Below are 14,248 nucleotides of genomic sequence, written 5' to 3'. Positions count from 1 at the left end.
TGATTGTGAATGCCCAGTATTTCGCATTCTTTACCCAAAAGCATGTCAGGGACTACCCATGGACAAAACATCACGGAAGGGTGGGTGAGGGATTGATGTTCACGATTCCTCACCCACCTGCGACTACCTAGTGTCCGGCGGCGATCAGTGCCGCTGCCGCACGCTCGCCAATCATCACCGAGGGGGCATTGGTATTGCCCGTGGGGACCAACGGCATGATGGAGGCATCGGCAATGCGAAGTCCGCTCAGGCCATGGACGGCGAAGGACACCGGGTCCACCACCGCCAGCTCGTCCACACCCATCTTGCAGGTGCCGACCTGGTGGTGATAGGTGACCACCGAATCGCGAACGTACTGTTCCAGATCCTCGTCCTTGACCTCGGGGCCCGGATAGATTTCGGTAGGAGCCCAACCGGCGAGCGCCCGAGAGCGGCCGATCTCCCGGCACTGACGTACCGATGCCACCAGTGCGTCAACGTCCGCCTGTTCGCGCAGGGCGCCCAGATCGATCAGGAGCGGATCATCCTCGCCGGGACCCGAAAGCGTGATCTGCCCGCGGCTGGCCGGGCGCACCAGACCACCAAGCAGGGAGAAGCCGTTATTCGGACCCGTCATCTCGCCCGGTCCGTAGTCCTGGGAATACATGGGGACCGAGAAGAACAGCGGCTGCGTATCGGGGACCTGAAGATCCTCGTGGCTCTTGGCGAAGAAGTGAACCTCGGCCGGGGCGACATCACCGAGCGGTACCTCCGCGGTGCCGGTGGTGTAGATGACCGGGGAGAGCAGATGGTCCTGCAGGTTCTTCCCCACCCCGGGCAGATCGTGCACCGCGGTGATGCCCAGTTCATCTAGTTCGGCCCGCGGCCCAATGCCGGAGCGCAAGAGAAGCTCGGGGGAGTTGATGGCACCTGCGGCCAGCACCGTCTCGGCGGCGCGCAGGGTTTTGCGCTCGCCGGCGTGCTCAAACTCGATTCCGCGGACGGCCCCGTCCTCGATGATCAGTCGGCGCACCAGGGCGTTGGTGAGCAGCGTGAGGTTTGGATGATCCACTACGGGTTTGAGGTAGGCGTGCCAGGTGTTAAAGCGCAGCCCATCACGCACATTAAGCTGCATGCGGGAGACTCCTTCAACGCTCCCGGAGTTGTAATCGGCGTTAAACGGGATCCCGGTTTCTATGGCACCGGCCAGCATGTCTTCCTGAATCGGATTGCGCGAAAAATTCTCACTCACATCCAAGAGTCCGGAATCACCGCGAGTGCTGGAGGCTCCGCCATCAAAGTTTTCTATCGACTGATATACCGGCAGCACGTCCTCCCAACCCCAACCGGCGCAGCCTTCCTTCTCCCAGGTATCAAAGTCCCATTTGTCACCGCGTACCCAGATGGTGGCGTTCAGCGCGTGGGACCCGCCCATGACCTTGCCGCGCGGTAGATGCAGGCGGCGGTTGGAGGCGCCGGCCTGTTCGGTAGTGTAGTAGTTCCAGTCCTGGGCACTGTGCCACAGTGACCCAAGGGTATAGAGGTGGGTGATGTCGGGATTGGTATCAAAGTCTCCGGCCTCCACCACCGTGACGCGAGCTCCGGCATCCAGTAAGCGGCGGGCCATCACGTTTCCTGCTGACCCCGCACCAACGATGATGTAATCACGTTCCATGGTCATGATCTCCCCGTCTTGCTAGTAGCTGATGACCTGTGGCTGGCCCAGGTGCTTGAGGCCCTCCACGCCGAATTCCAGACCGTAGCCCGAGGACTTTGCGCCGCCGAAGGGAACCCTTGGATCTACCGCGCCGTGCTTATTGATCCATACGGTGCCGGCTTCGATGCGGGCGGCAACCGCGCGTGCGGCATCCTTATCGCGTGACCACACCGAGGCGCCCAATCCCACCTCGAGCCCATTGGCCATGGCCACCGCATCGTCAATATTGGAGTATTTGATGATGGGCAGTGCCGGCCCGAATTGTTCCTGGGTCACCAGTGGGTTGTTGTTATCGATATCGGCGATCAGCGTGGTGGGGTAGAAGAATCCGGGCTGATCTTCCACCGGGTTGGCACCGGTGAGCACTCGGGCCCCGGAATCCACCGCGGCTTGAACCAGAGAAGCGACGATGTTGTACTGCGCCTGGTTCTGCAGCGGGCCCAGCACATTGGCCTCATCCAGTCCCACGCCCATGGGCATGGCGGTGGCCACCTCGGTCAGCGCCGTGCAGAGCTCCTCATAAATATCCTCATGCACGTAGAGGCGTTTGAGTGCCGCGCAGGTCTGGCCGGTGTTGATGAAGGCGCCCCAGAAGACATCGGTGATGATGGCCTTCACATCCGCGTCCGGCAGGACGATGCCGGCGTCGTTTCCGCCGAGTTCCAGGGTGAGTCGCTTCACCGAATCGGCGGAGGAGCGGATGATGGCCTTGCCGGTGGCCGTGGAGCCGGTGAACATGATCTTGTTGATATCGGCGTGCGTGCTGATGGCCTCACCCACATCGCGTCCGCCGGAAATGACGTGCAATAGATCCTTCGGCAGTACCGAATTGATGACGTGCACCAGGGCGAGCACCGAAAGGGGAGTATATTCCGAGGGCTTGAGCACCACGGTATTGCCCATCCGCAGCGCCGGTGCCAGTTGCCAGACCGAGATCATCATGGGCCAGTTCCACGGGCCGATGGCCCCGACAACACCCAGCGGGCGGTAATGCAGCTCGGCCTTCCCGCCCTCATCATCAACCAACACCTCGGGCTCAAGTTCAAAACCGGCGGTGGTGCGCAGCCAAGCGGCGCAGGCGCCGACCTCAAAGCGGGCATTGGGTCCGTTCAGCGGCTTGCCCTGTTCGCGCGAGAGCAGTACCGCCAGCGCCTCGGCGCTGGCTTCCACCGCGTCCGCTGCCTTGTTCAGCAGTTCACTGCGTTCGGCGTGGGAACGCGCTGCCCATCCGGGCTGCGCGGCGCGGGCCGCGCTGATGGCCGTGTTCAGATCGGCAGTGGTGTGTTCCGGGGCCAGCCCCACGAGGGTACCGGTCGCGGGGTCAAAAATCTCCCGGCCGCCGGAATTCGGTGTGATGGCGGTGAGCAGTTCTGCATCGGTGGCAAAGCTGGAAGTGATTTGGGTGGTCATGATCGGGCACTCCTGAGGACTGGGGAAATAAGGCTCTTATCTCAGTGTGTCTCAGGCCACATGTCAGTGGCTTGTCTTTGCCCGTACGGTTCTTGTTCCCCAGCGCCCCCTTTGGATCATCGGTGGGGCGCAAATTATGATCCGGACTGCTCTTGTAGGCGACGATATTGCGTGGGAGAGGTGCCGAATGCCGCACGGAAGATCCTGCTGAAATGTGCCGGATCCAGCAGTCCCCAGCGGGCGCCGATTTCCCGCACCGGAAGGTGGGAGCGCAGCGGGTCGGCCAGGTCGCGGCGTGCGGCCTCGAGCCTGCGTTCGCGGATCCACCCGCTGACCGTCAGCGAGGATTCGGCGAAAATCTTGTGCAGCGTGCGCGTGGCAATGTGGTGTGCCGCCGCGATCGTATCCGGGGCCAGATAGGGGTCGGCCAGCTGGGCCTGAATATGGTGCTGGATGCGCCGCAACATCCGGGCATGGTTATCGGACCCGGAAAGAGGCTGTGCATGGATTTCATCGGCCAGCAGGGTGGAGAGCAGGTCAACGATGTTCATTGCGAGGCGGTGTCCAATGGGGCTGCGCAATCCCGGAAGTTGGTCGGCAATGGACACCACAAAGGGGGAAATTGCCTGGGCCAGAAGGTTATCGCGTCCCATGGAGCGTGCGGTGAGTTCGGAAACGTCCTGCGGGGAAAGCCCCAGTAAGTGTTGCGGGAACATCAGCACAAGGGTTTCGAAGTCCTCCTCGAAGTTCAGCGTGTACGGACGCTGGGTGTCATAGATGGCAACATCCCCCGGTGCCAAGACCGCTTCGCGGCCATCTTGGAGCAGCAGCCCATGGCCCTTGAGCTGAAGGCTGAGCTTGTAGTGGCCCACGCCGTTTCCGGCCTTGATCAGGGCCGGGGAGCGCAGAACGGTCTGTGGGTTGGCCTCGATGCGCATGATGCCAACGTCGTTGAGCTGCCGTCCGCCCAGGCGACCGGAGAAGGAGCCGCTGCGCACCTGCTCTGCATCCAAGGGCACAAAGGTGGAGGAGATCAGTCGGCGCCATTCGGCGAATGAATCGGCTTGCTCGAACGTGTACATGATTCGCCCCCTGATAACTGATCGAGGGAGCACCGTCGTTCCCTCGCCGCTAGCCTACTGCACGGTCATTTCGGTGGGGGAGGGCTAGTCGGCGTCCAGGTGCGCGCGGACGCGCAGATTTAGCAGCGGTAGCCGCTCCAGAAGTGCTCTTCGGCCAGATCCCGAGCTGCCAAGCTGGCACCGATCAACGGAGCATCGGCGCCTAGTGCACTGGGCAGCACCTGAAGATCGGCATTAACAAGGAGCGGTTTCAGGGCCTGGCTGAGCATCCGAATGAAGGGGGGATTATTCGCGATCGGGCCGCTGAGCACCAGGGCCTGAGGGTCGGTGATCGCAGCAATGTTGCTGATTTGCTGGGCGACTGCGGCAACAAAAAGTTCGGCATTGTGCGGCGCCGGTGTGGTGGCAAAAAGTGCAAGGCACCCCGGGACGTCCAACCTATCGGTGCCGGGGGCAGCCACGCCGTGGTCCAGCAGCTGGCTGATCAACGTGCGTCCGCCCGAGCGCAGGTAGCTCAGCTCTCCGGCGGCACCATGCCGGCCGCGCTGAACCATGCCGGACATGACCAATCCTGCGCCAATACCGGGTCCCAGATAAACATTGATGAGCTCATCAATTCCGCGGGCGACACCCATGCGCTGTTCGGCCAGGGTTGCCCAGTTAACGTCGTTATCCAGTCGCACCGGTCCATCGCAAAAAGTCCGGAGCAGTGCGCCGACGTCCCCTCGGCCTTCCGGGAAGGCCGAGGCCGGTAGCACCACCGGACGCTGGGACAAGGGGTCTACCGGGTTGCCCTGCGACGCCGTCGCCGCAAGACACGGGGATCCGGTGGTACTCACCGCGGTGCTGATGAGCTCGCGCAGGGTTGAATCAAACTCGGCTGGGGTGATCGAATGTGGCAGATCCGCACTGGTGTCGTGAAGCAGCGTGCCGCGCAAGTCATGGGTTTGGACTCGGGTTTGGCCGGCCGCGGCAGCCAGTGAAAGCGTGTGTCCGTAGGCGGGATCCAGATCGTAAATCTCCGGTATCCTGCCCCGTTTATTGCTTGGCGGGGTTTGGATAATTCGTAGTAATCCGGTCTCTGACAAGCGCGCGGCGGCCTCCGAAGCGGTGGGGCGCGAGAGTCCGGTGGCAGCGGCAATGGCGGTGCGCGAGCTGGGGCCGTTGCGGAGCAGTTGGTCCAAGAAGCGTCGGTCGGTTCCGATGGCAAGACTCTGCGGCAGGGGCCTGTCGGGGGTTCCGGAGGCGGCTGCGGTGATCATGCGATTGTTCCTTTGGGTAGGAGGTCTTTCGGATTCCTACCGTAGTGCCATATGCTGGATAACGCTATGTTTAGGCTCCTTTACTAATTGAGTCTTACTAATGAATCAAAGGAGATCTCAGCGTGTTTCGAAGCCATGAACTGCCGCAAGTAACCCGCGGTCACTCTCGAGTGGGAATCGGTGCCTGAGATGACGCGAAATACTCCTGTGGTTCAGAACGACGGGCGGGTGACGCCTCGGCTCATCGCCATGGCCTTAACCGCGGCGCTGGGCGGCTTCCTCTTCGGTTACGACAGCGCGATCATCAACGGAACGGTTGATGCGGTGCGTGAGCAGTTCTCGCTGAGTTCGGTCATGCTGGGCTTCACCGTTTCATGCGCTCTGTTGGGAGCCGCACTGGGTGCTTGGTTTGCCGGCGTGTGTTCACAACGCTTTGGCCGCGTGCGCACCATGCTCGTGGCAAGTGTCCTGCTTGCTGCCAGTGCCTTGGGCTGTGGACTCGCCTTCGGCGTGTGGGACCTGATCTGGTGGCGGCTTATCGGCGGCATCGGCGTGGGTTTTGCCTCGGTGATCGCACCCGCCTACATTGCCGAAATCGCTCCCTCAAAACAGCGTGGTCGCCTGGCCACCCTGCAGCAGCTCGCGCTGGTCATCGGCATCTTCCTCGCCTTCCTCATCTCGGCCATGATCGCTTGGCTGGCCGGTGGAGCATCCCAGAGTGCGTGGCTGGGCCTTGAAGCGTGGCGCTGGATGTTCCTCTCCGGGCTGGTACCGGCCGTCGTCTACGGCATCCTGGCCTCTCGGTTGCCCGAGTCACCGCGCTACCTCGTGGAGAAAAACGATGACGAGGGCGCCCGCCAGGTGCTCATCAACATGGTGGGAATGACTCCGGGAGAATCCACGGAGAACAAGATCGCCGAAATCAGGGCGACGGTTAACCTGGAACGGCGCCAACGCTTTGCCGACCTCTTTGGAGGCAAATTCGGCTTCAAGAAGCTGGTCTGGATCGGCATCCTGCTCTCGATCTTCCAGCAGCTCGTGGGCATCAACGTGATCTTCTACTACTCGACCACCATGTGGAAGTCTGTCGGATTCCAGGAATCTGACTCCTTCATGATCTCCGTGATCACCTCGGTCACGAACATCGTGGCAACCATCGTGGCGATCTCGCTGGTTGATGTGCTGGGCCGCAAACTGCTGCTGCTCATCGGCTCCGGCATGATGACCCTGTCACTTGGAACCATGGCCGTGGCCTTCGCCCAATCGGTGACCGTCAACGGAGAAGTGAGCCTCCCGGGCTCCTGGGGCATGATTGCCCTGATCGCAGCGAACCTGTTTGTGATCGGCTTTGGCGCCAGCTGGGGTCCGGTCGTCTGGGTATTGCTCGGCGAAATGTTCCCCAACAACATCCGCGCGCTCGCCCTGGGAATCGGTGCCGCGGCACAATGGATCGCCAACTTCGTGGTCAGCACGACCTTCCCGACACTCGCGGACCTGGGCCTGCAGCTTGCCTACGGCATCTACGCCGGATTCGCGTTGCTCTCGTTCCTCTTTGTCTGGCGGATGGTGCGCGAGACCAACGGGCGCCAGCTCGAAGACATGACACTCTGATCTAGCTAAGATCCCTGGGCTGGCACTCACCACCGATCAAAAATCGCTCCGTACCCGGTGCCCCTCAAAGGCCACGGGTACGGAGCGATTTATCTTTTCCCGTCGGTACCAAGCCGTTGGTGTCGCTCTAGCCGTGGAGCTCGCGGTAGGCGGCCGCGGCGGCGGGGTGTAGCGGGATGTCCGCGGTGTTGATGAGGGTTTCGGAGCTTAGGAACTGCACTCCAACGCTGGATTGCGGAATCAGCTCATCCCCGTGCCCGACCAACAGCTTTACTGTGGCCTTAACCGTGGCATCATCCAGATCCGAGCGGCAGAGCAGCAAATTGGCCACACCGATGCTCCACACCGCGTCCATGCCCGCATAGGAATTGGCGGGGATCAGTACCCTGTCGTAAAAGGTCCCATATTCTTGGCTCAGGCCGGGCAACAACGCCGAGAGATCCAGTAGCGAAAATGGCGTTGTGGCATGGGCCTGAGTGATGGAGGCGGTGGGGACCCCGCCACACCAGAACAGCGCGTCCACACTTTTCTCCGCCAGCGCGGCCAGCCCGTCGTTCAGTCCCAGCGGCAGGACCGTGACGGCCTTGTTGCTGGAACCGGCGGTGATGGTGGACAGCTTGGCCACATCAAAGAGCCGCGGGGTGATCAATGAGGTGCCAGATCCCTCGGTGCCCACCGCCACGGTGCGTCCAGCGAGATCCTTGATGGAGGAAATGGGACTGTCCTTGCGCACCAAGGCATGGACATAGTTCTCATACACCCTGCCCAGGGCGACAATTTTTCCGCCGTGCTGACTTTCCTGCCCGGCGCTCAGTGACGCGGCATCCGCCAGTGCCACCGCCAACGTGGCCTCACCATCGAGTAACTTCTTGACGTTATCCAGACTGCCACCGGTGATTTCTACTGATGCCACCGATGCCACACGGTGCCGCTGCAGGGAATCGGCCAGCAGGGTGGCGAACTCCAGATAGAAGCCACCGCTTTCGCCCCCTGCCACCACCATGGAAGCCGCCCGCGAGGTGGGGGTACACGAGGCGAGAGCAGGGGTGAGCGCCGAGACTGCACCTGTCGCAAGCAGCGCGCGCAGGACGGTGCGCCGCGTGAGGCCATCGCGGCTCATGAGCGGTGCTCCGTTTCTTCCGGACCCGGTGGGATGACAAAGGTAAGGCTGGCGCGCAGTCCGTGGGGTTCATTGGGCCTGAGGTTAAGCCGTGCGGCGTTGGCGGTGGCGAGTTTCTCCACGATGGTCATCCCCATGCCCGTGCCACGAATCTTGGAATGTTGCTCTGCCCTCCAGAAGCGTGTGGTCGCGTTCGCCAATTGCGCGGTGCTCAGTCCCGGGCCAGCATCCGTGATCTCGATGATCGTGTTACCCGGCGCGATACGCAGGGCTGCGGTGATGACGGCTCCGGGGGCGTATTTGATCGCGTTGTTCAGTAGCTCGCCGATCATCTGAGCCAGCTCAATTCTGTTGCACTTGAGCTCGCGTCCCTGGTCCTCCGGGGTAACAAGGTGCAGGATGCACCCGGCCGCAAGGGCCGCGGGTTGTGCCCGCTCCACTTCCTCACCCAGGACCACCGAGGGATCCACGTGGGTGTCGATGGCCGCTGCTCCCTCGACGTTTTTGGTGCCGAGTGAATCTTCATATGCTCGGTGCTCTGCCACCGCCAATTTCAGTACCGAATCCAAGATCTCTTCGACGCGTTCAAGTTCGGCGAGCACCCCGTCCCCGGCGGCCCGTGCCCGTGCGTCCTTGAGTTCGAGCTGCAATAGATCCACCCGTAGTCGCAGCGCGCCAATGGGATTACGCAGGTGGTGAGAGGTGTCGGCAATCAGCTGGCGCTGGGAATCGATGAGCTCACCGAGGGTCGTGGCCATCTCGGTGAAGGAGCGCGAGAGTTCGCGCAGCTCCGGCGGTCCGGCCTCCGGAACCTTGGAGCTGTGTCCCGTCTCCTTGAGTTCGCGCACCGCCATGCCCAGACGCTGGACCGGGCGGAGCACCCAGCCGGTCACCCGGCCCGCTGTCAGCAACAAAACGATGGCCAGCAGGGTGGCAGCGGCACCGGTGCTCAGCCAGCGTAGTCGCAGCTTCTCCCGGGCAGCGTCCACATTTACGTCCATGACCACCGCACCAAGGACTTGGCTGGCGCTGCCGAAGGATCTGGAGATCACCTGAGCCTCGGTACCAAAGGGGCTGAGCGGTCGCAGCGTGGTGTCCGAGAGATTCAGCGATGCCCGCGCCAGCGCATCACGGATATCCGCACGTTGCGGGTCCACGGAGCCGGAAACCAGGGTTTGGGTCTGCATGCGTACCACCAGAGCCTCGCCGTAGAGCCCGGAGTAGGTGTCCATATCTCGCTTGAGTACCGCGGTTTCGCCTTCGGACGCGGCATCATAGGCGAGCTGGGCGATGCGATTGAGCGAGGCGACCCGGCTGATCTGCAGCTGCGCGGTGAGCTCGCGGCCCGCCGAGGAGAGGATCACGTTGGAGACCAGCAGTACCAGGGCCACGACCAGCACACTGAGCACCCCCAGTACTCTTAGCTTCACCTCGGGTCGGCTTCGACCCGGTATCCGACGCCGCGGACATTAACGATGAAGCCGGGTAGGGCCAGCTTGGAGCGCAGAGCGGTCAGGTGCACATCCAAGGAACGTGAGGAGGCCATAAAGGCATCTCCCCAGAGCGAATCGAGGATTTGTTCCCGGGTCACCACGGATCCGGCGTTTTTAGCCAGCAGCGCGAGCAGGTCGAACTCGGTGGGAGTGAGCGACACCTCGCGAGCGGCAAGAACCACCACGCGACGATCCAGATCGATGGAGAGCTCGCCCAGGGTGATGTGGGTGGACTTCGTTCCGCCGGAGCGGTTGGTGCGGCGGGTGACGGCCTCGATGCGGGCCAATAGCTCAACAAGTTTCACCGGCTTGATCAGGTAATCATCGGCGCCCGAGCGCAGGCCCAGGACCACGCTGCGTTCATCATCACGGGCGGTGAGGATCAGCACGGGAGAGTCGGTGACCTGACGCAACTTGCGCAGCACGTCCAAGCCGTCCATGTCCGGGAGCCCCAGATCCAGCAGGATCACATCGAAGTCCCGGTGGATGAGCAGGGCATCGGAGCCGCGGGCCACACGGGTGGCACCATGGCCGGTGGATTTGACCGCCGCAAGGAGGGCAGCGGCCATGGAATCGTCGTCCTCTACGATGAGTACGTCCATTCTCCGGTCCCTCGCCTCTGGTGCAGTAAGTCGTAAAAAAGTGGTGGTCAGTGGTCAAGATTGGGTATGGTGCCCGTCTTGGAGGGTATCATTTCTGCGCGTTGGATGCCCCTTGAGCTTAGGTCCCGGAATCTCGGGGAAAGCCTCGGGAGCAATCCTAAGGAAGTGTTAGGAATTGCTTCCCACGTTGGTTGTAACGTGTCTCACGATTACCTTGGTTGAGGCCCCAGTCGTATATGGGAGCCGCCAACGTAGGAGGAGGAACACCCCATGGGCCAAGCTGCCGTGGATAACATGAAGAAGGCGCCGCGTCCCGGCGCTCGCGTTAAAGACCCCGTTGAGGCCGCCGCGACTCGTCGCGCCGTGAGTAACATCCTCAAGGGCTCGGCAGGAAACCTCGTGGAGTGGTTTGACCTCTACGTGTACACGGTTTTTGCCGCGTACTTCCAGTCGCACTTCTTCAACTCGACCAATGAGCTGCAGGCCGGGCTCGAAGCCATGGCCGTCTTCGCGACCTCGTTCCTGATGCGCCCGGTGGGTGCCTGGTTCTTCGGCCGCTATGCGGATCGCCACGGCCGCAAGGCCGCGCTGACGCTGTCGGTGACCTTGATGAGTGCCGGTTCCTTCGCCATTGCGTTGCTGCCGACCCAGGAAGCCATCGGCATGTGGGCCATGGTGCTGTTGGTCTTCGTTCGCCTGTTGCAGGGCTTCTCCGTGGGCGGCGAATACGGCACCAGCGCCACCTACATGTCAGAGGCGGCGACCTCCAAGCGTCGCGGCTTCTTCTCCTCCTTCCAGTATGTGACCCTGATCGGCGGCCAGATGCTGGCCCTGCTGGTGCTGGTCATCCTGCAGAACACCATGAGCCACGAAACGCTGACCGCGTGGGGCTGGCGTATTCCGTTTGCCATCGGCGGCGTCGCGGCCCTGGTGGTCATGTGGCTGCGCCGCACCATGGAAGAAACCCTCTCCGCCGAGCAGGTTGCGGCGGCCAAGAAGCCTGCCGTCGCGGGCGAAGCTCAGCCGGGCACCATGAAGCTGCTGTTCACCCAGTACTGGAGGCCGCTGCTGATCTGCATCGGCATCACCCTGGGCGGCACCGTGGCCTTCTACACGTACACCAACTTCATCCTGAAGTTCATGAACGATACCTCCGGCATCGAAAAAACCCAGACCTCGGTCATCAACTTCTGGGCGCTGTTCATCTTCATGCTGCTGCAGCCGGTTTACGGCATCATCTCCGACAAGGTCGGGCGCAAGCCGTTGCTGCTTTGGTTCGGCATCACCGGTGTCCTGTTCACCTGGCCGTTGCTGTCGCTGCTGGCCAAGACGCAGAACCCGGTATTGGCCTTCGTGCTGATGATGGGTGGTCTGGTCATCGTTGGTGGTTACACCTCGATCAATGCCCTGGTGAAGTCGGAACTGTTCCCGGCCTCCATCCGCGCCCTGGGCGTGGGCCTGGGCTACGCCATCGCGAACTCGCTCTTCGGCGGAACCGTCCCGCTGATCGGCGCGGCATTGCAGAAGGCCGATCGCATTGATCTGTTCTTCACCTATGTCACCGTGGCCATCGGCATTTCGCTGCTGGTCTACATCTTCGCGCTGAAGAACAAGAAGACCACGCACCTAGATGATGAACAGGGCCATGCCTGGAAGGGCGCGGTTGAAAAGCAGAATGCTGAATCAACTGTGCCGGAGCGCAAGGACCTGGACGACGAAAAGAAGGACGTTGTTAACGTCTAGCTTCACCGTTGTTCCCGGGTAACTCCCGAACACCATGCCACCGAAGTTAACACGCGTCCCAACGTGTTAACCGCGGTGGCATTTGTTTGTCCGCCAGGAGGCGATGAGGGCGTATTAGCCGTTGAACGTACCCGGGAACGGTCCGGTGCGTCCGTCGCGCTCGAGCAGATCCAGTGCCGCAATCTGGCCGGCGTCCAGGTCGAACCCGAAGACATCCAGATTGGAGGCCATGCGGGAAGCGGTGACGGACTTCGGGATGACCACGTTGCCCCGCTGCAGGTGCCAGCGAAGGACCACCTGTGCCGGGGTGACGCCATGGGCCTCGGATGCGGCCAGCACGGCCGGATCATTCAAGACCGCACCCTGGGCCAGTGGGCTCCAGGCCTCGGTGACTATGCCGTGGGCGCGGTTCACCGCGGTGGTTTCGCGGTTCTGCAGGAACGGGTGCAGCTCCACCTGGTTGACCGCGGGGATGGCACCGCCAAGCCCGATGATGTTTTCCAGCTGTGCTGGCAGGAAATTTGAGACGCCGATGGAGCGGGTCAGACCCGCGGAGCGAAGTTCTTCCAGTGCCTGCCAGGACTCGAGGTAGGCAGCGGTATCGGTACCCGGCCAGTGAATCAGGTAGAGATCTACCTGATCCAGACCCAGCTTCTCCAGGCTGGCATTCATGGCATCGTGGACCGAGGTCCGGCCCAGGTCGGCGATCCACAGTTTGGTAGTGACAAAGAGTTCCTCACGCTTAATCCCGGAGCTGGCCAGGGCTCGGCCGACGCCTGCCTCGTTGCCGTAGATGGCGGCGGTATCGATGCTGCGGTAGCCGGTCTCCAGTGCCGTTTCAACGGCCGCGGTGGTCTCGGCATCCGGAACCTGGAAGACGCCGTAGCCCAAACGCGGCATGGTGTTTGAGTCGTTGAGGGTGATGGTGGGGATGGTGTTCGTTGCTGTACTCATGAGGATAAATCTCCTTGGATGATGGGTGGTTAGTGGGTGGTTAGTGGGTGGTTAGTGGGTGCCGAGAGGGGCGAGAGTTTTGGCGCTGACCGTCGCGTATTCGCCGCCGCGGACGCGGGTGGCGATGAGCAAGACGGCCAACCCCGCGAGGGTGATCACCGCTCCTGCCCACAGGGGGGAGGTGTAACCCAGGCCGGCGGCGATGGTCAGTCCACCGATCCAGGCACCGAGCGCGTTGCCAATATTAAAGGCGGCAATGTTGGCGCCCGAGGCGAGGGTGGGGGCGTGCTCGGCGTGGTTCATGATGCGCATTTGCATGCCCGGAACCGTGGCAAAGCCGAATCCACCCATCAGGACCAGTGCCGCGATGGTGGCGATCTGGTTGCTGGCCGTCAGGGCGAAGCCTATGAGGATCAGCGTGAGGATGATCAGCAGCGTGATGAGCGTTTTGGGCAGGTTCTTATCCGCTGCCTTGCCGCCGACGATGTTGCCAGCGAAGAGTCCAACACCGAAGAGCACCAGAAGCCAGGGAACGGTGCTGGAGGCGAAGCCGCTGACTCCGGTCAGGGTGAAAGCGATGTAGGTGAAGGCCCCGAACATGCCGCCGTAACCGAGGATGGTGATGAACATCGAGAGCCAGACCTGTGGGTTGGCGAAGATGCCGAACTCGGAGAGGATTCCCTTGCTGCCGGAGCGGGGAAGATTATTCGGAACCATCACCAGGATGCCGATGAAGGCAATGACGCCGATGGCGGTGATGGCCCAGAAGGTTGAGCGCCAGCCGGTGGCCTGGCCCAGTAGGGTTCCGAAGGGAACGCCCAATACATTGGCGATGGTCAGCCCGGCAAACATAAAGGCAATGGCACCGGCACGCTTGTTGGGTGCTACGAGGTCTGCGGCAACTACCGATCCGATGCCGAAGAAGGCGCCATGACAGAGGGCGGCGATGATGCGTCCCACCATGACCAGTTCATAACTGGGGCCGGTCGCGCTGAGCAGGTTCCCGATGATGAAGAGCACCATCAAAAACAGCAGTGACTTTTTGCGGTCGAGCCGGCTGAGTACGGCGGTGAAGATGATGGCGCCGATGGCCACCGCGATGGCATAACCGGAGATGAGGTACCCGGCAACGGTTTCGGAAACCCCGAAATCGGCGGCTACCTCGGGGAGGAGGCCCATGATGACGAATTCGGTGAGACCGATTCCGAATCCGCCCAAGGCGAGGGCATAAAGTGCTGCTGGCATGGTGAACCTTCGTTGTGTGAGGGCTGAAAT

At 62.0% G+C, this 14,248-nt stretch carries 11 protein-coding genes; 2 read left to right on the top strand and 9 right to left on the bottom strand.

Annotated elements, in window-relative coordinates:
• Positions 1 to 127 precede the first annotated feature (127 nt).
• The 4 genes from KUF55_RS15970 to KUF55_RS15955 all read right to left on the bottom strand — a co-directional run bounded on the left by KUF55_RS15970 (position 128) and on the right by KUF55_RS15955 (position 5,450).
• Positions 128 to 1,654, bottom strand: coding sequence for a GMC family oxidoreductase (locus KUF55_RS15970; RefSeq protein ID WP_218818835.1), 1,527 nt, complete (start codon positions 1,652 to 1,654; stop codon positions 128 to 130).
• 21 nt (positions 1,655 to 1,675) lie between these two features.
• Entirely contained in the window at positions 1,676 to 3,106 is a 1,431-nt protein-coding gene (locus KUF55_RS15965) for an aldehyde dehydrogenase family protein (RefSeq protein ID WP_218817254.1), read from the bottom strand.
• A gap of 134 nt (positions 3,107 to 3,240) precedes the next feature.
• Positions 3,241 to 4,188 (bottom strand): helix-turn-helix domain-containing protein, encoded by a 948-nt coding sequence (locus tag KUF55_RS15960; RefSeq protein ID WP_218817253.1) that lies wholly within the window; start codon positions 4,186 to 4,188, stop codon positions 3,241 to 3,243.
• Between the two features lie 119 nt (positions 4,189 to 4,307).
• Positions 4,308 to 5,450, bottom strand: a complete 1,143-nt coding sequence (locus tag KUF55_RS15955; protein ID WP_218817252.1) for an ROK family transcriptional regulator — start codon at positions 5,448 to 5,450, stop codon at positions 4,308 to 4,310.
• Positions 5,451 to 5,639: 189 nt separating this feature from the next.
• Between KUF55_RS15955 and KUF55_RS15950 the strand changes: the two genes are divergently transcribed.
• On the top strand, positions 5,640 to 7,061 hold the full coding sequence (locus KUF55_RS15950) for a sugar porter family MFS transporter (protein WP_132359932.1): 1,422 nt from the start codon (positions 5,640 to 5,642) through the stop codon (positions 7,059 to 7,061).
• A gap of 127 nt (positions 7,062 to 7,188) precedes the next feature.
• On the opposite strand, the gene KUF55_RS15945 is transcribed toward KUF55_RS15950, so the two are convergent.
• Genes KUF55_RS15945 through KUF55_RS15935 form a run of 3 tightly spaced genes read right to left on the bottom strand, consistent with a single transcriptional unit; the run spans position 7,189 to position 10,276 of the window.
• The gene (locus KUF55_RS15945) at positions 7,189 to 8,181 is read right to left on the bottom strand and encodes a TAXI family TRAP transporter solute-binding subunit (RefSeq protein WP_218817251.1); all 993 of its coding nucleotides are present in this window, start codon (positions 8,179 to 8,181) and stop codon (positions 7,189 to 7,191) included.
• Complete coding sequence (locus KUF55_RS15940; RefSeq protein ID WP_218817250.1) at positions 8,178 to 9,611, bottom strand: HAMP domain-containing sensor histidine kinase; 1,434 nt, start codon at positions 9,609 to 9,611, stop codon at positions 8,178 to 8,180. Before KUF55_RS15940 ends, KUF55_RS15945 begins: the two co-directional genes overlap by 4 nt.
• Entirely contained in the window at positions 9,608 to 10,276 is a 669-nt protein-coding gene (locus KUF55_RS15935) for a response regulator transcription factor (protein WP_218817249.1), read from the bottom strand. The genes KUF55_RS15940 and KUF55_RS15935 overlap by 4 nt, the downstream gene beginning before the upstream one ends.
• Before the next feature lie 294 nt (positions 10,277 to 10,570).
• Here KUF55_RS15935 and KUF55_RS15930 point away from each other — a divergent pair, with 294 nt between their 5' ends.
• On the top strand, positions 10,571 to 12,019 hold the full coding sequence (locus tag KUF55_RS15930) for an MFS transporter (RefSeq protein ID WP_218818834.1): 1,449 nt from the start codon (positions 10,571 to 10,573) through the stop codon (positions 12,017 to 12,019).
• 114 nt (positions 12,020 to 12,133) lie between these two features.
• On the opposite strand, the gene KUF55_RS15925 is transcribed toward KUF55_RS15930, so the two are convergent.
• Together KUF55_RS15925 and KUF55_RS15920 are read right to left on the bottom strand one after the other, a co-directional pair.
• Positions 12,134 to 12,973 (bottom strand): aldo/keto reductase, encoded by an 840-nt coding sequence (locus tag KUF55_RS15925; protein ID WP_218817248.1) that lies wholly within the window; start codon positions 12,971 to 12,973, stop codon positions 12,134 to 12,136.
• Positions 12,974 to 13,024: 51 nt separating this feature from the next.
• Positions 13,025 to 14,218 (bottom strand): MFS transporter, encoded by a 1,194-nt coding sequence (locus KUF55_RS15920; RefSeq protein ID WP_218817247.1) that lies wholly within the window; start codon positions 14,216 to 14,218, stop codon positions 13,025 to 13,027.
• Positions 14,219 to 14,248: the final 30 nt, after the last annotated feature.

Source organism: Paeniglutamicibacter sp. Y32M11, from assembly GCF_019285735.1.
Taxonomy (GTDB): Bacteria; Actinomycetota; Actinomycetes; order Actinomycetales; family Micrococcaceae; genus Paeniglutamicibacter.
The sequence above is the reverse complement of the archived record's forward strand: the minus strand, read 5'-3'. Positions and strand labels throughout refer to the sequence as shown.